Source organism: Marinomonas rhizomae (assembly GCF_003315485.1).
GTDB classification, from domain to species: domain Bacteria; phylum Pseudomonadota; class Gammaproteobacteria; order Pseudomonadales; family Marinomonadaceae; genus Marinomonas; species Marinomonas rhizomae.
In genome coordinates, this window is the sequence record NZ_QNSE01000009.1 from 53,966 (window position 1) to 73,332 (window position 19,367).

General features: G+C 42.4%; 21 protein-coding genes. 16 read left to right on the top strand and 5 right to left on the bottom strand.

The window, feature by feature from the left end:
* Positions 1-8 precede the first annotated feature (8 nt).
* Entirely contained in the window at positions 9-875 is an 867-nt protein-coding gene (locus DFP80_RS12575; protein WP_113917154.1) for a DMT family transporter, read from the top strand.
* On the opposite strand, the gene DFP80_RS12580 is transcribed toward DFP80_RS12575, so the two are convergent.
* From DFP80_RS12580 to DFP80_RS12590, 3 genes are read right to left on the bottom strand one after another with little or no spacing between them, the layout of a single operon-like run.
* On the bottom strand, positions 872-1,765 hold the full coding sequence (locus DFP80_RS12580; RefSeq protein WP_113917155.1) for a DMT family transporter: 894 nt from the start codon (positions 1,763-1,765) through the stop codon (positions 872-874). The two genes, DFP80_RS12575 and DFP80_RS12580, sit on opposite strands and share 4 nt — an antisense overlap.
* A 15-nt stretch (positions 1,766-1,780) precedes the next feature.
* Complete coding sequence (locus DFP80_RS12585) at positions 1,781-2,683, bottom strand: DMT family transporter (protein ID WP_113917156.1); 903 nt, start codon at positions 2,681-2,683, stop codon at positions 1,781-1,783.
* Positions 2,684-2,734: 51 nt separating this feature from the next.
* The gene (locus tag DFP80_RS12590; protein ID WP_113917157.1) at positions 2,735-3,460 is read right to left on the bottom strand and encodes a MipA/OmpV family protein; all 726 of its coding nucleotides are present in this window, start codon (positions 3,458-3,460) and stop codon (positions 2,735-2,737) included.
* 289 nt (positions 3,461-3,749) lie between these two features.
* Between DFP80_RS12590 and rpsF the strand changes: the two genes are divergently transcribed.
* From rpsF to DFP80_RS12620, 6 genes are all read left to right on the top strand, one after another.
* Positions 3,750-4,154 (top strand): 30S ribosomal protein S6, encoded by a 405-nt coding sequence (gene rpsF, locus DFP80_RS12595; RefSeq protein WP_113917158.1) that lies wholly within the window; start codon positions 3,750-3,752, stop codon positions 4,152-4,154.
* Between the two features lie 23 nt (positions 4,155-4,177).
* On the top strand, positions 4,178-4,408 hold the full coding sequence (rpsR, locus tag DFP80_RS12600) for a 30S ribosomal protein S18 (RefSeq protein ID WP_012071134.1): 231 nt from the start codon (positions 4,178-4,180) through the stop codon (positions 4,406-4,408).
* 21 nt (positions 4,409-4,429) lie between these two features.
* The gene (locus tag DFP80_RS12605; protein WP_113917159.1) at positions 4,430-5,290 is read left to right on the top strand and encodes a hypothetical protein; all 861 of its coding nucleotides are present in this window, start codon (positions 4,430-4,432) and stop codon (positions 5,288-5,290) included.
* A gap of 22 nt (positions 5,291-5,312) precedes the next feature.
* On the top strand, positions 5,313-5,756 hold the full coding sequence (gene rplI / locus DFP80_RS12610) for a 50S ribosomal protein L9 (RefSeq protein ID WP_113917160.1): 444 nt from the start codon (positions 5,313-5,315) through the stop codon (positions 5,754-5,756).
* A gap of 141 nt (positions 5,757-5,897) precedes the next feature.
* The gene (dnaB, locus tag DFP80_RS12615; RefSeq protein WP_113917336.1) at positions 5,898-7,274 is read left to right on the top strand and encodes a replicative DNA helicase; all 1,377 of its coding nucleotides are present in this window, start codon (positions 5,898-5,900) and stop codon (positions 7,272-7,274) included.
* 91 nt (positions 7,275-7,365) lie between these two features.
* Positions 7,366-8,928: a methyl-accepting chemotaxis protein gene (locus tag DFP80_RS12620; RefSeq protein ID WP_113917161.1), complete on the top strand. Its 1,563-nt coding sequence runs from the start codon at positions 7,366-7,368 to the stop codon at positions 8,926-8,928.
* A gap of 89 nt (positions 8,929-9,017) precedes the next feature.
* Here DFP80_RS12620 and bioA read toward each other — a convergent pair whose 3' ends face one another.
* Both bioA and DFP80_RS12630 read right to left on the bottom strand, forming a co-directional pair.
* Positions 9,018-10,304 carry an adenosylmethionine--8-amino-7-oxononanoate transaminase gene (gene bioA / locus DFP80_RS12625; RefSeq protein WP_113917162.1) on the bottom strand — a complete coding sequence of 429 codons (1,287 nt, stop codon included), beginning with the start codon at positions 10,302-10,304 and terminating at the stop codon, positions 9,018-9,020.
* Positions 10,305-10,374: 70 nt separating this feature from the next.
* A complete protein-coding gene (locus DFP80_RS12630; RefSeq protein WP_113917163.1) occupies positions 10,375-11,130 on the bottom strand; it encodes a ComF family protein in 756 nt (251 codons plus the stop codon).
* Between the two features lie 77 nt (positions 11,131-11,207).
* On the opposite strand from DFP80_RS12630, the gene bioB reads away from it, so the two are divergent.
* From bioB to fliE, 9 genes are all read left to right on the top strand, one after another.
* Complete coding sequence (gene bioB, locus DFP80_RS12635; RefSeq protein ID WP_113917337.1) at positions 11,208-12,278, top strand: biotin synthase BioB; 1,071 nt, start codon at positions 11,208-11,210, stop codon at positions 12,276-12,278.
* Entirely contained in the window at positions 12,262-13,461 is a 1,200-nt protein-coding gene (bioF, locus tag DFP80_RS12640; RefSeq protein WP_113917164.1) for an 8-amino-7-oxononanoate synthase, read from the top strand. The genes bioB and bioF overlap by 17 nt, the downstream gene beginning before the upstream one ends.
* A 24-nt stretch (positions 13,462-13,485) precedes the next feature.
* A complete protein-coding gene (locus tag DFP80_RS12645; RefSeq protein WP_113917165.1) occupies positions 13,486-14,289 on the top strand; it encodes an alpha/beta fold hydrolase in 804 nt (267 codons plus the stop codon).
* Positions 14,273-15,091 (top strand): malonyl-ACP O-methyltransferase BioC, encoded by an 819-nt coding sequence (gene bioC / locus DFP80_RS12650; protein WP_113917166.1) that lies wholly within the window; start codon positions 14,273-14,275, stop codon positions 15,089-15,091. Before DFP80_RS12645 ends, bioC begins: the two co-directional genes overlap by 17 nt.
* Positions 15,092-15,094: 3 nt before the next feature.
* Positions 15,095-15,772 (top strand): dethiobiotin synthase, encoded by a 678-nt coding sequence (gene bioD, locus DFP80_RS12655; protein ID WP_113917167.1) that lies wholly within the window; start codon positions 15,095-15,097, stop codon positions 15,770-15,772.
* A 160-nt stretch (positions 15,773-15,932) separates the two neighbouring features.
* Positions 15,933-16,403 carry a helix-turn-helix domain-containing protein gene (locus DFP80_RS12660; protein WP_113917168.1) on the top strand — a complete coding sequence of 157 codons (471 nt, stop codon included), beginning with the start codon at positions 15,933-15,935 and terminating at the stop codon, positions 16,401-16,403.
* Positions 16,403-17,557 carry a sensor histidine kinase gene (locus DFP80_RS12665; protein WP_113917169.1) on the top strand — a complete coding sequence of 385 codons (1,155 nt, stop codon included), beginning with the start codon at positions 16,403-16,405 and terminating at the stop codon, positions 17,555-17,557. Before DFP80_RS12660 ends, DFP80_RS12665 begins: the two co-directional genes overlap by 1 nt.
* A gap of 1 nt (position 17,558) precedes the next feature.
* Complete coding sequence (locus DFP80_RS12670) at positions 17,559-18,905, top strand: sigma-54-dependent transcriptional regulator (RefSeq protein WP_113917170.1); 1,347 nt, start codon at positions 17,559-17,561, stop codon at positions 18,903-18,905.
* 89 nt (positions 18,906-18,994) lie between these two features.
* Positions 18,995-19,357 carry a flagellar hook-basal body complex protein FliE gene (gene fliE, locus DFP80_RS12675; RefSeq protein WP_113917171.1) on the top strand — a complete coding sequence of 121 codons (363 nt, stop codon included), beginning with the start codon at positions 18,995-18,997 and terminating at the stop codon, positions 19,355-19,357.
* The last annotated feature ends 10 nt before the right edge of the window (positions 19,358-19,367 follow it).

The following is a 19,367-nucleotide window of genomic DNA, read 5'->3' on the forward strand; positions in this document are numbered from 1 at the left end:
GCGACTAAGTGTTAGATGATAACGAGTTATTAAAGAAAGGTATTGTAATGACAATCGCTTATGCGTTTGTTATGTCACTTACGGCGTTGGCGGCTAAACAGGCTCAAACCATGATAGCCGTATCAACTCTAGTTTTTTGGCAGAGTGTATTTTGTGCTTTAGTGCTCTTACCACAAATGCGTGGTCGTTGGAAAAAGCGGCCTTTATCTGTCTGGAAGATTCATTTTTTACGTAGCTTTGGTGGCTTTATTGGTTTTCTTTTTTATTACTGGTCGCTGAATCATATCCCCCTTGTCGAGGCTTCTTTGCTTCGTACTTGTGCTCCCTTGTGTGTTCCGTTTGTGGTGTTAATACTGCATAAAATTAGAATTCCAAAGGCCCGTTGGTTACCGCTTATAATCGGTTTTGTTGGTGTGGCATTTGTTATTCAGCCTACGCCGGAGCACTTAAATCCTTGGCATATTATTGGGTTTATTTCTGCGATAGGCTTGGCTTTGTCTATGGTGACAACACGGATGCTATCTCATCAAGTGTCTGGGCAAGAAACCTTGTTTGTGTATTTTTTAGTGTCGACAATTTTGTCCGTACCTTTGATGTTGGTTCAGGGAGACTCCTTCCTTTTACCTGTTGCTGTATGGCTGCCAGTAGCGGTTGTTACTATCACTCTATATGTTGGTATGTACCTTTATAATTTAGCTTATACCTACGCACCAGCAAGTATTGTTTCCCCCGTTAGTTATATTGGAGTGGTGTTTAGTGGTTTTTGGGGGTGGGTGGTTTGGGGTCATGTGCCGGATATTTTCGCCATCCTTGGAATGCTGTTTATATTTTCAAGCATTCTTATTAGTACCCGAATGGCGCGACATAGAGGTTAGGTTGTTGATGGACGTTTTTTGTTTAATACCGTAGCGATAAATATTCCTGAAAAAATCAGTGTAATACCTGCATAGTGGAAGTTAAGTAAATGCTCGCCTAGAAATATCACGGATAAGCCAATGCTGAATACTGGTAAAAGGTGTATGAAGTGTCCTGCTGTTGCTGCACCAAGTTTTTGTACACCAGTATTCCAGCATAAAAATGCGCCAATTGAAGCAAATAGCCCCATATAGACAATGGCTCCCCAATTGCTTGCTGTAAAGTGAGTTATCTGGTTGTGTCCAAATAGTAAGAATAGGGGCGTTTGAAACAAGGTGCCGATAATGGCTGTGCAGGCAAAGAAACCAATCAAAGACATTTCTTTAGGCCGTTTTACAATAAGTACTGAATAAATGGCCCAGCTAATAGCGGCGGTAATTATCCATAAGTCACCCTGTGAAAAACTGAGGTGTAAAAAAGTGTCTAAGCTGCCGCGACTAACAATCGTAATGGCGCCTAGGGTGGAAACTAGTATACCAGTATTTTGTAACCAAGATGTTTTGTTGCCCAGTAAGAGGCGAGCGGTAATGAGTATCATGACAGGCATAATAGAATTCAGTAATACAGCGTTGGTAACGGTCGTTGTGTTCAGCCCTATGTAAAGGAAAAGGTTATAATTGCAAATGCCAAGCCAGCCAAAGAGAACTAGCAAAGGCCAGTTTTTTACGATGATTTTTCGTTCGCGCCAAAGTTTCTTATAAGCAAAAGGTAAGATTATTAGGCAAGCAAGACACCAGCGTAAAAAAGAGACTGAGAAAGGGTCTATCCCATCAGAAACCAATATTCGTCCTAGAATGTAGTTGCCTGACCAGAAGAGAATAGGCAGTAATAGATAGATAAAAGCTGGCATTTTTGTGTCCTGTTTTTATTTGGGGTGTTTGTTTCTTTTTGATGCGTTTTGAATAAATAATCCAGCGAGAATACAGGCTAAACCGATGAGGGTTGAGCGTAAAATAGGTTCTCCCGCAAATTGTGAAAGCCAAATAATGGATAGCAAAGGGGATAAAAATATTAAGTTCGCGACTTGGCTGGCGTTAGTTGTTAGTTTTAATGCTTTATTCCACAGAACAAAGCTCAGGCCCATTTCAAATAAGCCAATGTAAATTGCGCCCCATAGTCCTTTATTGTCCCAGTTGCTTAATTCGCCTGTTATGCCTGCAAATATCGTGATTAAAGGTAGTGCAAAGGCGAAGTTTAATGTGATGCCAATCAGCCCTGGACGCTTGTCTTTTGTATTTAGTAGCCAATAAAACGCCCAAATGATAGTGCTTAAAAGAGCAAAAGCAACGCCTGTGAGGTTTGAAAACTCTAGCGATGCTATTTGGCCGCGAGTTGAAATATAAAGTACACCGAAATAACACGCAGTAGCGGCGATATAGTCTGCCGTTTTTAGGCGTTGTTTTAGCATTGGTACCGCCATGAAGCTAAGCATAATAGCCCAAGTGTAGTTGATGGCTTGGGCCTCTTGTGCTGGAAGCATATCGTAAGCTTGCAGTAATATTAGGTAATAAATAAATGGGTTTATTGCGCCGAAAAACAAAGATGACTTCCATGATTGCTTGGCAATGCTTATGAGTTGTTTTGCTTCTCCCTTTGCGATAATTACTGTCGTTAAGAATATCAAGGAGACAATATTCGCAACCAGTAGTAGCTGTGTTGGTGAGAGATGCCTGAGCGATATGGAAAATGCGGTAGCAACCGTTGACCAAAGTATGACGGCCCCGAGCCCGAATAGCATAGCTTGAGTATTGTTTGATAGTTTACTCATGAATTGATTCCGAAGGCGCTAAGTACGCTGTTTTGCTTGTGATCGGTTTAATTAAAAAGAATAGTTAATGCCAGTTAATAAGGAGGTGATTGTGTTATCCGTTACAATTGGACTTTTTAAAATTTGATCATCATATTTTGTGTAGCTAACTCCAATAACAAAAGTAATGTTGCGAGACAGAGGGTAAATTCCCCTAATACCATACTGCATTTTGTAAATGGGGCCAGTCTCGTAGGCGGAAATGGATCCACCTGTCTTTGCTGATTCTGCTTTGCTTACGCCAAATAAGTGGTTGCTCATTTTGCTGTTCATATATTGATAGGAGATAGATGGAATTACTTTCCAGGCACCGGCAGGAATGGGGTAGCCAGCAGAGACTTTGATGTAGTATCCGTCGTGTTTTCCGCTGATGTCCTGTGCTAATTTTGCCGATACAGGGCCTAACCTGTAATTTGCAAATGCCATAATACTGTCATCTCTATCGTTTAGTAGACGAATGCTCGTGTCGTCAGAGTCGTCTGGATCAAATTTGATACTTTCATAAGATAAGCCAACGGCAATGTTTTGCAGAGAGTGTTTTGGAAAGAAACGGTAGCCAATTTCTGGAAAACGTAGATAGGCATGTTCGCCTGCATAAGCAATATTTGGGAGTAAAGCGGAGTTTGAATCCGTATCTTTATAAATAGACTCTGAAATAGCGCCAATGACACCTAAGCGAGCTTCGGCTTGAGTAGTCAGTGGAATAAAAAGAAAAAATGTCAGCAATAGTGTTTTCATGATGTCCGTATCTTTGTGTTTAATAAATTTTGCCAGAGCTAGCTAGTTGATCATTGATTCTATGTACTTCCAAGAAAGCTGTAAAATGGTTTATCAAATAGGTGGCTTTTGTTTGCGTTTTCCCTTTTCAAGCAACTTAGATTGGTGGTTTTTTCATTGCTTTGCGTATTTCGTTTACTTATTGTCCACTAGTGCTATATAATGCGCGTCCCTGTAAATCAATACTCCTTGTCTCACAGCTTTTTAACAGGGGAAGCGTGGAGACTAAGAACCCATAAGGAGAGCTTAAATGCGTCATTATGAAATCGTCTTTCTGGTTCACCCAGATCAAAGCGAACAAGTACCAGCAATGGTCGAGCGTTACACTAACCTAATCACTGAAGATGGTGGTCAAGTTCACCGTCTAGAAGATTGGGGTCGTCGTCAACTAGCTTACCCAATTAACAAAATTCACAAAGCACACTATGTTCTTATGAACATTGAGTGTTCTGACAGTGTTTTGTCTGAATTAAACGACACTTTCCGCTACAACGATGCCATCATCCGTAACTTGGTGATTCGTCGTAAAGACGCGGTAACTGACGTATCTCCTATTAAAGCTTCTGAAGGTCGTGAAGATCGTCGTTCTGCTCCTCAGCGTGAAGAGCGTAACCAAGACAATTCTGAAGAAGCATCTGAAGAATCTGAAGATTAATCTATTTTTATTAGGAGACACTCATGGCTCGTTTTTTCCGTCGTCGTAAGTTCTGCCGTTTTACTGCAGAAGGCGTTAAAGAGATCGATTACAAAGATCTAGACACACTGAAAGGTTATATCACTGAAACTGGTAAAATCGTACCTAGCCGTATTACTGGCACTAAGGCTCGTTACCAGCGTCAGCTAGCGACTGCAATCAAACGTGCTCGCTATATTGCTATTCTTCCTTACACTGATAGCCACTTTAATTAATAGGCTGAAAGAAGCGCTTTTATGAGTGGTTTAGCTAAATGGGTGATGAAGAAACGCTTGAATGCCATTATTGGTGTGATGGTGTTTGGTCTAATTCCTATGATGTTTTGGTTGGCTGCTGCAATCTTAGGGTTGGTGGTGCTTCGTAAAGGTGTAAAAGAAGGAATACCTGTATTAGCTTGGGGATGTCTACCAGCACTTGTGCTGTGGGTATACCAAGGCGATGCAACGGCACTCATGGTGTTGGTTGATGTGATGTTGTTGGGCTATTTGCTTAGGTCAACAATGTCATGGAGTTGGGTTCTACTAGTCGGCAGCTTTTTGGCGGTTATTAGTACGCTGCTTCAACCTCTTCTAATGGCAGATATTTTGAACTTGGCAGTAACCTTAGTTCAAAGTGTTTTGACAAAAGAAGGTGTTGAGGTTCCTGATAGAAATTTAATTTTTAACCAGGCGGTGATGGCTATATCCATCTTCCAAGTGGTCATTGCTATTATTTCTTTGTTTTTGGCAAGGAAATGGCAAGCAGGGCTCTATAATCCAGGTGGATTACGTACTGAGTTTCATCAGTTAAGATTACCAATAGTGTTTAGTTTGATATTGGGTGGAATGATTCTAATTGGCGAAAGCCTGGGTGGTTCATTCAGTATTTTAGCTCAAGCGGCTATACCTGCTTTGGTGTTACCGGGGCTCGCTCTTGTACATGGTATTTTAGCAAAAAAAGAAATTGGGGTTGTTGGACTGATCGCATTTTATCTTGTAGGTTTTTTTGTTCTGAACGTATATTTTGCAAATATCCTCGTTGCACTTTGTGTGATTGATAGTTTTGTAGATATTCGTTCTAGAGTGCAAGGTAAGGCGTCCAACTCAAGTGATAGCTAATGATTAATTAGAGGTGATCGAGATGGAAGTTATTCTACTCGACAAAGTAAACAAGCTAGGCGGTATTGGTGACGTTGCAGTTGTTAAACCAGGCTATGCTCGTAACTTTTTGATTCCGAACAAAAAAGCTGTAATGGCTACAAAAGCTAACTTGGCTAGCTTTGAAGAGCGTCGTGTTGAACTTGAAGCGCAAGCTGCAGAGCGTAAAGCGGCTGCTGAGGCTCGTGCTTTAACACTAGAAGGCAAAACTTTCACTATTACAGCAAACGCTGGTGATGAAGGTAAGCTTTTTGGTTCAATCGGTACTCGTGACATTGCTGACGCTATTTCTGCGCAAGTAGCTGTAGAAAAAGCTGAAATCCGTCTTCCAGAAGGCGCGATTCGTCACACAGGTTCTTTCGAAGTAGACGTTCAACTTCATTCTGAAGTTATTGCAACGGTTACTTTAGAAGTAATCGCTGAGTAATTTGCTACGGCAGATTGCTTAAGAAAGATGTGAATCTTTCTTAAATAAAAAGAGGGTATCTTGCTTTGCAAGATGCCCTTTTTTTGTTGGCGTGATAAGCTAATCTATCTATTTTTTTCTGTTCTTGTATGGGTGTTTTGCGTGCAACTAAATGATTCTGAAGTCGCTTCTATTAAATTACCACCGTATTCCATTGAAGCTGAACGTTCAGTTGTTGGCGGGTTGATGTTAGATCCACAAGCTTGGGAGAAGGTCTCTGAGCTTGTTATTGCTGATGATTTCTATCGTCCAGAGCATAAGGCAATTTTTACGGTTATTGCTCGTTTAGCGGATGAGTCAGAGCCGATTGATGTAGTTACTATTGGTGAACGATTAGATAAGCGTGGCGACTTAGAATCTATTGGTGGTATGGCGTATTTAATTGAGGTTGCTGAAGCAACACCAAGTGCCTCTAACATAGCTTCTTATGCTGATATTGTTCGCGAACGCTCTGTGTTGCGTCGCCTTATTTCTACAACAAATGATATTTCTGCGCGAGCTTTTCACCCGGAAGGTATGACGGCAGCAGAAGTGCTGGATGAAGCAGAGCGAAAAATATTTCAGATCGCTGAGGGTGGTGAGAAAAAAGGCGGACCGCGAATTGCAGCTGACATTCTGAGTGCGACAGTCGATAAAATTGATGAGTTGTACCATCAAGATGGTGCGATTACCGGACTCAGTACCGGCTTTACAGATTTGGATGCTATGACGGCTGGTCTGCAGCCTTCTGACTTGATTATCGTTGCAGGCCGTCCTTCCATGGGTAAAACGACGTTTGCCATGAACTTGGTAGAAAATGCCGCTATGATCAGTGATAAGCCTGTCATAGTATTTAGTTTAGAGATGCCAGCTGAATCGCTTATGATGCGTATGTTATCTTCCCTTGGTCGAATCGACCAGACTCGAATGCGCTCTGGGCAATTGGTTCAAGAGGATTGGGATAAGTTAATGTCTGCGGTTAAGATGTTAAAAGATCGTAAGCTTTTTATTGATGATACGGGTGGTATTAGTCCAACAGAGATGCGTTCACGTGTCCGACGTATTGCACGTGAACATGGTGGTGTTGCTATGATCATGGTCGATTATCTGCAGTTGATGCAGATTCCAGGTTTTACGGAAGGTCGTACTAATGAAATCTCTGAAATCTCTCGTTCTCTTAAGGCCATAGCTAAAGAGATGGAGTGTCCTATGGTGGCGCTTTCTCAGCTTAACCGTAGTTTGGAGAACCGACCAAATAAGCGCCCAGTTAACTCGGATTTACGTGAATCTGGTGCGATCGAGCAGGATGCTGACGTGATCTCATTTGTTTACCGGGATGAGGTATATCACGAAGATACACCGCATAAAGGTATTGCTGAAATTATTATTGGTAAGCAGCGTAATGGTCCGATTGGTACATGCCGGTTGGCATTTGTGGGCAAATATACTCGCTTTGAAGATTTAGCGCCGGACGCTTATAGAGATTTTGATGACGAGTAGTATCGACCAATGTGTTTTTGTGATTTATGACAAATAGTAACAACCTAGTAAGCGTGATAAAAATAACTAATATAAAAATCGAGAGTTGTTTATGCGAAAGATGCCAGTAACAAATAAAGAAAATGATTTTCCTGAAGGCTATGTTTTGGTTTCCAGTACTGATGTGAAGGGACGCATTACGTTTGTTAATGATGTTTTCTGTGAAATAGCCGGTTATGAACGTGAAGTTTTAATTGGTGCGCCTCATAATATTATTCGTCACCCTGACGTACCTCCTGCCGTCTTTGCCGATATGTGGGCTAACCTGAAGCAAGGCAAAAGCTGGATGGGGTTGGTGAAAAATCGTTGTGAAAATGGGGATCACTACTGGGTTAGCGCCCATGTGAGTCCGTTATTGGATGGTAGTAAAGTAATTGGCTATGAATCGGTGCGTCGTAAGGCTACTCGAAGCGAAATACAGCACGCTCAATCCATTTATGATCGTATTAATGCTGGTAAAGGGTTGCTTCCGTTTGTAACAAAGGTAACAGCACATTTAAGTAATGCGGTTTGGCCTCTTATATCTTGTTTTGTACTGTTAGCTGTTATTAGTTTGTTGTCTGGCAAATTGACCTTTCAGGTTGCTGGGCCTGTCTTTTCTATATTAGGGGCATGGTTAACTTATTACCAGTCTCAGTCTCTTAAGTCTGTTGTCTCTGGTTTATCGTCTGAAGCCCATAATCCAATAGGGCAGTATTTGTACTGTAAAACTGTTGGAGTTAAGGCGGCGATTAGGTTTGCTAAAATTCATCAGGAAGCCGCAGGTAACACTTTCCGATACCGTCTAAAAGAGGGGGCTCAGCAGCTCCGTCAAAGGGCATCTGATGCGAAGGCAAGCGTAACAACAAACCTTGCTAATTTTAATAAGCAGCGCAGCACGTTCCAAGAGGTGGTTGCCGCGAGTTCTCAACTGTTGGCTAGCGTGACTCATGTTGCAGAGCATGTTCATGTGGCTGTTGAGGCAACTGAATCTGTTGGTGGTTTGTCTCATGAAAGTCGCCTGTTGGCGCAGCAAACCGGTGACACTATGCGTCAGGTTTATCAGGATATTTCTGACGCTAAAAAAGTTGTCGCTGTATTGGCAGAGCGCAGTGATAGTATTAATGAAGTGGTTAATTCAATTAGTGGTATTGCTGAGCAAACGAATTTGCTTGCTTTAAACGCGGCAATTGAATCCGCTCGAGCAGGTGAAGCAGGACGAGGTTTTGCCGTGGTTGCAGATGAAGTTCGAGCATTGGCAATACGTACTCAGAATGCAACGCAGAACATCAATAGCATGACAGAAGAGTTGAAGAAAAATACCCTTGATGTCACCTCTACCATAGATAAAAGTACCGCCGTCGCCCAAGAGGGCGTTGATAGTGTGAATAAAGTGGCTCAAAAAATGAGTGACATAGAGTCGGCTGTAAAACGTGTTGTAGAAATGACTGCTCAGATTAATGTCTCCTCGGAAGAGCAGGCGGGTGTGGCAAGAGACCTTAATGATAAGATGCATGATGTTGATGCGTTAAGTATTAATAGTATTGAGCGAGCAGAGAATATCGTTATCAATATTGGTCATATTGAAGAAGAAGCTTATGAGCAAGGTAATCTGGCTGAACGTATGAAGCAGTAAAGGGTATGATCTGAAATGATTTTTTAAAAGAGCCTTTGGTCGTGGTTTGCCAAAGGCTTTTTTTATTGCTATAAGCTGTTTTATTTATGTTAGTGGGGGAGTTCGCTCGCGACTTGATAAATGGCTTTGCCTAGTATTTGGATTTGCTTCTTGCTGATGACGTAAGGTGGCATTAAGTAAATAAGTTTACCAAAGGGGCGTATCCAAACACCTAATTCAACGAATTTTGGTTGGATTTCATGTAAGTTCAGTGCATTTTTTAATTCGACAACACCAATGCCACCAAGGCAGCGGACCTCTTTTACCTGTTCGAGTTGCTCGCATGTTTCAAGCGCTTCTCGCATCCAGGTTTCTAGCTGAGTGATTTTTTCGGGAATGTTATATTCACTTAGGAGAGATAAGCTGGCGTTGGCAGCAGAGCAGGCTAGAGGGTTTCCCATGAAGGTTGGTCCGTGCATGAATACGCCGTCGTTGTCGCTAATGCCAAGCGCTACTTTGTCGTTTGTTAACGTGGCTGCCAGTGTCATATAGCCGCCTGTTAAGGCTTTGCCAACACACATTATATCTGGGCAGATATGGGTGTGATTTGTGGCAAAAAGCTTGCCTGTACGTCCAAAACCTGTCGCAATTTCGTCGAAAATTAACAAAATGTCGAACTCATCGCACAGTGTTCTAATTTGGTTTAAATACTCTGGATTGTAGAAGCGCATGCCGCCAGCATTTTGTACGAGAGGTTCGATAATAAAGCCTGCTATGCGCTGGTGGTTTTCTTTAAATGTTGTACGAATCTCGTTTAGATATTCTTCTTTTACTGGCTCGTTTAGGCCTGTTGGTGGTGGGGAGATGAAAAGTTGTTTTGTCAGTGCGCCAGTGAATAAATTATGCATACCATTTTCAGGGTCACACACAGACATGGCAGCGAATGTGTCACCATGATAACCGCTTTTTGGTGTGACGAAAAATTGCTTGTTAGGCTGGCCTTGAGTATTCCAATATTGGATGGCCATTTTTAGGGCTACTTCAACAGAGACAGAACCTGAGTCAGAAAAGAAAACACGTTGTAAGTCAGTGGGTGTAATGGTGATGAGTTTTTCTGCAAGTTCAATGGCGGGTTTGTGAGTTAAGCCGCCAAACATAACATGAGAAAATTGTGATAATTGAGCTTGAATAGCGTTATTCATGGCTGGGTGGTTATAGCCGTGAATAACGCTCCACCAAGAAGACATACCATCAATTAGTGTGTGTCCATTGCTTAGCGTTATTTCACATCCTGAGGCTTTCTCGACAAGAAAGTGAGGGCTGGGCTTGCTCATAGATGTGTATGGATGCCACAAAAGCTGCTTGTCTAAATCTAGGTATTCTTGATTTGTTTTCATAATGTCACCATCGCTTTGTTGTGGGCATAGTAAACAAAGGTGTCTTCTGTGGCTAGGCTGATGTTTTTGTTTAGAGCCAAGGTTCTTTGTCTGGTGTTCTGGCAATTACCCAGATGTCGACTCGTTCAGCGCCAGCTTTTAGCAACAAGCTGACGCAATTTTCTATCGTATTTCCTGTTGTCATGACATCGTCAAATAAGGCGACATGCTTAGCGATAGGCCCATCAAGCTGATAACTGCTTTGGGAGCTTTTTAACCGATCTTTTCGGCTTAATGAATGTTGAGCCTGCGTGTTTTTGATTTTTTTCAATGGGTTGCTTTTGGGGAGGATAGGGCACTTTTTTCCTAGAAGCTTTTGGAGGTTTTTCGTTAGTTGGGTGGTCATGGCTTTTGTTTGGCAAAACCCACGTTCTTTGATTCGACTTGGGTGGCTTGGCACATAGATAATTTGTTCTGGCCAGCTTTCAGGCGAATAAGACTCAATGAGGTGTTCGCTTAAGAGGTAAGTAAGTGGTCGTATGTAATGCGTTCCTTGGTTGAATTTGATGCTGTGGATTAGTACTTTGATAATACCTTCAAACCGATAGGGAGCAAGGCATATTTGATAAGCTGGTCGTCTGGTTTGGCAGTTTCCGCATAGCATACTTGCGCGATTGTGGGTCGGGCGCTTGCAGTGCGAGCAATGATTTAAGTTGATTGGGAGGCCTTTTCGGCAGGATTCGCAGAGTGTGTTTTGGTTTTTTGTGTTGCAAATATAACATAGGTTGAAAAGTAACCTTATGTAAACCTTGTTGATTTTTGTGGTTGACAGTTTCTTCCAGTCCATTAGTATTGCTCCATTAATTTTTCTGGATCGAGGATACTATGTCTTTAAGTACGTCTACAAATACGCCTGAAGCGAATATGTCCGCAAGTGCTCTTTCTGCAAATAATGAGAGTGCACCGCGTTTTGATTGGACTCATGCGGAAATCAAAGCGTTATTTGATTTACCCTTCATGGACTTAATGTTTCGTGCTCAGACAGTCCATAGAGAAAATTTTGCACCAAACGAAGTGCAGGTTAGTACGCTTCTATCGATTAAAACTGGCGCTTGTCCAGAAGATTGTAAGTACTGTCCGCAAAGTGGTCATTACAATACAGAGCTTGAAAAAGAAAAGTTAATGGAAGTGCAAAAGGTGCTAGAAGAAGCGGCTTTGGCAAAAGAAAAAGGAGCCAGTCGTTTTTGTATGGGGGCGGCCTGGAAGCATCCTTCTGAGAAGGATTTTCCCTATGTGCTAGAAATGATCAAGGGTGTTAAATCTTTGGGCTTAGAATCTTGTGTGACACTAGGGACGCTGAATGATGAGCAAGCGAAACGCTTGTCTGATGTCGGTTTAGATTATTATAACCATAACTTAGATACGTCTGCTGAGTTCTACGATAGCATTATCACGACTCGCAGCTATCAAGATCGTTTGGATACGCTTTCTCGTGTCCGTGATTCGGGTATTAAGCTTTGTTGTGGCGGTATTATGGGAATGGGTGAGGAGCAAAAAGACCGTGTTGGTTTGTTGCGTCAGCTGTCGCAAATGACACCACACCCAGAGAGTGTGCCTATTAATATGTTGGTTAAAGTTGAGGGAACGCCGCTAGAAAATGTGGATGATTTGGATACGTTTGAATTTATTCGAACTATCGCAATCGCACGTATTTTGATGCCTAAGTCTCATGTTCGGTTATCTGCTGGTCGTCAAGGCATGAATGAACAAACTCAAGCTTTGTGCTTTATGGCGGGTGCAAACTCTATTTTCTATGGTGAGAAGTTGCTAACAACTGGTAATCCAGAAGCTGATAGAGATATGGCGTTGTTTGCTAATTTAGGGATTAATCCAGAAAAGCGTGAGGAGCATTCCGACGCTGCAGTTGCCGAAGCTATTGCAGCCCAGGTCGTTCAACAAGAAGAATCTAAGTTGTTTTATGAAGCCGGCGCTTAATACGCCGGATTGGGTGTTGGCTGCGCTTCAAGAGCGTCGCCAACAGGATTTAATGCGTAGCACCATTACGTTAGACAGCCCGCAAGTTCCGCATCCTCAAATACACTCTCAAAATTATACGGCATTTTGCTCGAACGATTATCTAGGTTTAGCCAACCACCCTAAGCTGATTAAAGCGATGAATGACACAGCGCAAGCCTATGGTGTTGGTGGTGGCTCATCTCATTTAGTCTGTGGGCATTTAGCCCCGCATCAAGCGCTTGAAGAGGCTTTGGCAGACTGGCTTGGTTATGAGCGAGTTATGCTGTTTAGTACTGGTTACATGGCGAACCTTGGTGTGATTTCTGCGCTCGCCGATAAAAATCGTCCTGTAGTGCAAGACAAGTTGAATCACGCCTCTTTAATTGATGGTGCTTTGTTGGCGCAAGCACCTTTGCGTCGCTATTTGCATGGTAATGTGACAAGTGCACAGAAGCTACTTTCTAAGTATTCGACAGCGGGATTGTTGATCACTGATGGTGTTTTTAGCATGGATGGGGATATTGCGCCTTTAGCGGATTTATCGCAATTGGCTAACCAGCATGATTGGATGTTTATGGTGGATGATGCGCACGGGCTGGGATGTCTTGGTGAAAACGGCAGAGGCTGCTTGTCGCTAGCTGGGTTGGACGCAGCAAGTTTGCCTATTTTGGTTGGCACTTTTGGTAAGTCGTTTGGTACGGCGGGGGCTTTCGTAGCGACTTCCCATGATTATGCAGAGTATCTTACGCAATTTGCTCGCCCTTATGTTTATACCACGGCTATGTCACCAGCAATCGCGGGAGCCACGTTAGCTTCTTTGCAGCTTGTTCAGTCTGTTGAAGGTCAGGAAAGGCGTGAACGATTAGCTCGACATATTGCTTATTTTCGTAAAAGGGTTCAAACCCTTCCAGTGACATTAATGCCTTCAAATACGGCTATTCAGCCGATTGTTGTTGGTGATAGCAAGGCGGCAATTAAAATAAGTGAGCGACTAAAAGATCTTGGCATCTGGTGTACTGCTATTCGTCCTCCGACTGTACCGGTAGGAAGTGCTCGTTTAAGAATTACCTTAAGTGCTGCCCACTCTGACGAAGATTTAGTGTTATTATGCGACTCACTCGAACGCGTTTTAACGGCGAATTTTTTAAACGAAAAACGCTAAAATCCAAAGTAACAGAGGGGCAGCATGCGAGCACGTATTGAAACAGAAGCTTTTGGAAACTCGTCTAATCAAGCTATTTTTATGGTTTCTGGCTGGGCAATGCCAAAAGAAGTGATGCGTTCTTTTGCTTTGCGTTTAAGCCAGCGTTTTTATGTTGTGGTGGCGAATTTACCCGGCATTTCGCTTGATGAACAATGGATTTCTCGATCACATATTGGACCTAATTACGATATTGCGGCTTTGTCGGAGCAATTGATTGCTGTTGCTCCTAAAGAGGCTTGGTGGATTGGTTGGTCCCTAGGCGGTATGGTTTCTGTTTATGTTGCTGCACGCCGCTCTAGTTGTGTGCTTGGTGTCATTACTTTATCGTCTTCTCCGAGCTTTATTAAGCGAGAAAACTGGGAAGAGGCTATGACCGTTGAAGATTTCGATGCTTTTGCGACCCTAGTTGAGCAAAAGCCAGAAGAGAGTCTAAAACGCTTTGTTATGTTACAAGCTAAAGGTGCGAGTAATGAGCGGACTTTAGTTAAACAGCTACAAAGCTTTCTGCCCGTGAAAACATTGAATCGTTCCGCTCTGATAGGCGGGCTTAGGCTATTAAAGTCGTTAGATGTTCGTCGTGAGTGGTTGCTTTTAGATCGTCCTAATTTACACATATTAGGTGGCAAGGATGCGTTGGTTTCTAGTAAATCATTAGAGCAACAAACTGATGTAAATCCTTTGCAGCAATGTGTTGTACTGTCAAATTGTGCTCATCAGCCTTTTTTTGAAGATCAACAGGCTTGTGTGCGTCATATAGAAAATTTTATCAATGTTAATAACCCCTGATACATCGACGCTTAGTTATAAACGACAACTTGCTAAGCGTTTTGACCGAGCTTCTCGCTCTTATGATACTTATGCGGATTTTCAAAAAATCGTTCTTGATCGTCTTTTGGCGATGTTGCCTCTATGTCAAGCTGATGTGGTTTTGGACCTTGGTACGGGAACGGGTCAGGCGCTAGAAACTTTATCTGCACAATTATCCCCTAGCTGTAATATTGCACTCGATTTAGCACCACAAATGTTAGCTGTAGCGAGTGAGCGATATTCTACTTTGCCAAATACCTATTATCTTTGTGCTGATGCGGAACGTTTGCCGATTCGAGATGAATCTTGTGACTTGGTTTTTTCGAGTATGGCAATTCAATGGTGCCTTAGTCCTTTGGGTTTATTTAAAGAACTTTATCGTGCTACTAGGCCTAGTGGTTATGTTGTTTTCTCAACTCTATCACAGGGCTCTATGCCCGAAATTAGTAAAGCTTGGCGTGGTTTGGATGATAAAGAGCATGTTCATCAGTATATGGCATTAGATGCGCTTTTAGATTGTGTGAAGGTATCTGGTTTGAACCTTTTATCTTCTCGGTTATCTGATGTGCCTATGTGGTTTGATTCGCCAGAGAACGCAATTTACTCATTGAAAAAAGTTGGTGCAAGTCTAATAGCTGCAGATGGTAATCAGTCTATATCACCCAGTAAGTGGAAGGCATTTTTGCATGAGTACGAAAAGCAGCGGGATGAAAATGGTATTCCGCTGAGTTATCAAGTTTCGTTTGTTGTGGCTCAACGGCCCATTAGTATTCAGGAGTAATAGGTGAAGAAACGTTTTTTTGTAACAGGCATTGACACCGATGCAGGTAAAACTTTTGTCACTGTTGGCTTGCTTAAGGCGGCTAAAAGAGCGGGTTTAAAGTCAATTGGGCTTAAGCCGATTGCAGCGGGAGCAGACCGAGTTGATGGTGGCTTACGCAATGATGACGCTGTGCTTATTCAACAAGCAAGCAGTGTTAGATTGGCCTATGAGCAAGTTAATCCGGTTGTCCTAGAAGAAGCAATTGCGCCTCATATTGCGGCAATGAAAGAAGGACGTTTGGTAACAGTATCTCGATTAGAGGGATTTATAAAAGGCACATTGCTTACCCCTCATGATTTTGCTTTGGTAGAAGGCGCTGGTGGTTGGCGAGTGCCATTGAATGATAGGGAGTTTCTATCTGAGGTGGCGCAATCCTTAGATTTTCCTGTCATTATGGTTGTTAATATGAAACTAGGCTGTTTGAATCATGCGCTATTAACCGCTGAGGCTATTGCTCGTGATGGTTTGGCTCTTGCTGGTTGGGTTGCCAATACTGGTGCAGAAGAAATGCCGTGTTATGAAGAGAATCTTGTCAGCCTTAAGAGTATGCTGTCTGCGCCATTGCTAGGGGTTTTGCCTTGGTGTGAAGGTGAGTTTGATTCACAGCAGATGTTTGATGAGTTATTGCTAGCGTTATAAGGGAGTTTTGCACAACCGTTACGCTTAGCAATGCCTTTTTTAAAGGTCTCCATCATGTTGTGCTATGAAAAGCAGTGTAAATGCTTGAAAGTAAGTAGCAACAACGCATTATAATAGAGTAACAGTTAGAGTTGCTTGTTTTTAAGGTTGAGGTACTAATGTGAAGGCTTGGTTATGCGGTCTTGATGACGAAGAAGTTTCGAGTGTTTCCAGTATCTTGACTTTTATTGGGATTGAGCCTAGTACTTCACTAACGGCGTTTCATCTGCCAGATTTTGTTGTATTAGGTCGTTCTGTTCAATCTTTTGAGCTAGATGAAATGATTCCTGTTATATCACTTTGTGAATCGATGGATGTCGTCGGTGATTACAATGTTTGGTTTTGTCCTCTGCCTTGGCGTTCACAAACACTTTCTTCTGTACTTAAAGAAATTAAGCAGTTACACACCTTACCACAGGCTTCTGGCGTGAATTTGAATTTACATGTTCGCCACCTAGAATCGCTTCTTATTCGTCAGGCATTAGTGTCCACCCAAGGTGTGGTGTCTAAAGCAGCACAAAACCTACAAATACAACGCACCACGCTAATTGAAAAAATGCGTCGCTATAATATTGATAAATCGGAGTTTTAGTGACAAAAGATGAAGAAATAGCGGAACTCAAAACCGCGTTTAAAGCGTTTTCTGAGTCTTCTGATGTGTTGGCAAAGTCCTACCTTGATCTTCAGCAAGAAGTGGTTCGATTATACGAAAAGCTGGAAAAAGCTGAACAGGATAAGCGTCAAGAGCAAGATAAAAATCGTGTCTTGGTATTGCAGTTTCAGCAGCTTTTTGAGTCTATGCCTGTTGGTGTTTTGTTGCTGAATGAAGAAGGGGTGGTGGTTATGGCTAACCCTGTTGCTGACCGTTTATTTAATTTGCCATTAGTTGGTCAATCATGGGGGGCTATTGTCCCATTGAGCTTTCGTCCGCAGGAGGATGACGGTCATGATGTCAGTATGGTTAGTGGCCGTCGTGTGCGAGTGGAAACGGCCTCCTTAGGTAATGTGCCTGGGCAATTAGTGATTCTTGTAGACTTAACAGAAGCCTATTTATTGCAGAAAAAATTGAATCATCACGAGCGATTATCAAATATGGGGAAAATGGTTGCTGCGTTAGCTCATCAAATTAGAACACCTTTGTCTTCTGCTACACTCTATGCGGGGCATTTACAGAAGCCAGATTTAGCTCCAGTTATGCGCCAGACGTTTGCCAATAAGTTGGTAGATCGATTGGCTAATATTGAAAAACAAATACGAGATATGTTGATTTTTTCCCGGAGCGAAATAAAACTAGATGAAACAGTGAGTGTTTCTGCTTTTCTTGAAGAGTTAATTGCTCATAGCCAAGAAATTTGCGATCAAAAAAATATGCAGTTTGATGCACTGGGACCCTCTTTTTTAGCGATGGATTGTATCCAATGTAACAAAGAGGCGTTGTTAGGAGCTTTATTAAACCTTTTGAATAATGCCGTGGATGCACAGTCAGAAGGAGATACCGTTCAGCTTACTTGGCGTAATAATGACGGTTATGTGACACTGACAGTTCGAGATCGTGGCGTGGGTATGTCTAAAGCACATTTGGAGCATGTCCAAGAAGGCTTTGTGACAACAAAACAACATGGAACTGGGTTGGGCTTGATGGTTGTGAAGGCCATTGCAAGAGCCCATCATGGCCAATTTGAAATAGACAGTATAGAGGGTGCTGGTACGACCGCCAGCCTAACACTTCCTCTTGTAAGGGTATGACATGTCTGAAGTTAAGTTATTAATTATAGAAGACGACAAAGGGCTTGCTGAGGCGTTAGAAGATACGCTGATGTTGGCGGGTTACCAGTGCAAAATAGTATATAGCGCTGAAGAAGCTGTGGTTGCATTAAAACATAGTTTATTTGATATGGTGGTATCAGATGTAAATCTGCCAGGTATGAATGGCTATGGTTTACTGCATCATGTGATTGATACATACCCTGAACTGCCTATGATGCTGATGACAGCTTATGGCGATATAGCGCATGCGGTAGAGGCAATGCGTGACGGCGCGGTTGATTATTTGCTGAAGCCTTTTCAAGAAGAAGAGCTGCTAAATGCCATTGCAAAATACACGATAAAAGAAGCTCCATCAGCTAATCCTCAGCCTATTGCAAAAGACCCTACAAGTATTGCTCTATTAGAGTTGGCAAAACGTGTTGCGGTTACGGACTCGACGGTATTGATTTGTGGTGAAAGTGGTACTGGTAAGGAGGTGCTTGCTCACTATATCCATCAGAATTCTAGCAGGCCGCACGCACCTTTTGTTGCTATTAACTGTGCGGCCATCCCTGAGAATATGCTCGAAGCCATACTTTTTGGCTACGAAAAAGGTGCTTATACTGGCGCTGTATCTTCGCAAGCTGGCAAGTTTGAGCAAGCTAATGGAGGGACTTTGTTGCTCGATGAAATCACCGAGATGGACGTTGGTTTACAGGCTAAGTTGCTGCGAGTTCTGCAGGAGCAGGAGGTTGAACGTCTTGGCGGCAAGAAATCCATACCTTTGGATGTTCGAATTATAGCGACGACTAACCGTGACCTTGCTGATTATGTTCGCGATGGCGGTTTTAGAGAAGATTTGTATTATCGGTTAAATGTTTTTCCACTGCGTTGGTTGCCTATTCGTGAGAGAAAAGGAGATATTTTGCCAGTGGCACAGTATTTACTTGCAAAACATGCTGCTAAGATGCGAATTACAGGGGCATTGTTAAAGCCATCAGCGCAAAGTAAATTAGAAGCGCACCCTTGGCCTGGCAATGTGCGTGAACTTGATAATGTGATTCAACGAGCTTTGATTTTAAGTCCAAATGCACAGATCAACGAAGATCATATTGCGTTTGATATGATGAGTTTGTCGCCTGTTGTGGCAGAAACCCTTGTAGATGAAGACAGCGCTGCCTCAATATTAGGCAAGGGAGTTCAGCAGCATGAATTTCGCATTATTGCGCAAGCATTGATTGATGCAAATGGAAAACGTAAGGTTGTTGCTGATAAATTGGGGATTAGCCCGAGAACGTTACGCTATAAAATCGCTAAAATGCGAGAAAGTGGTATAGACGTTGATTGATTTTTGTATCTTGTTTTAATTAGCTTTATGCTAAGCTGTATATTAACGATATGTTGAATCGTATAAATGTGATTTTTTAGGTGAATAACATGATTTCTGGTCGACCAGACATTAATCAGGTGTTGTCCCAAATGAGGGATATGCGGTCGCAGGTTCAGGCGCCCAGCTCTCCTGTGTCCAATGTCACTAAGGTAGGTGGCGAAAATGAAGGAAGTCAGGCTGTAGAGCGTGCAGATTTCGCAGAAATGTTGAAAAATGCAGTTAATAATGTAAATGATTTACAGAAGGAATCTACGCAGTTAGCCCAATCCTATGAACGCGGTGACGAAGAGGTTGATTTACCTCAAGTTATGATTGGTCTACAAAAATCGAGTGTGTCATTCGAAGCAATGACTCAGGTTCGTAATAAACTTGTAGACGCGTATGAAAAAATCATGAATATGCCAATTTAGGCATAATAAA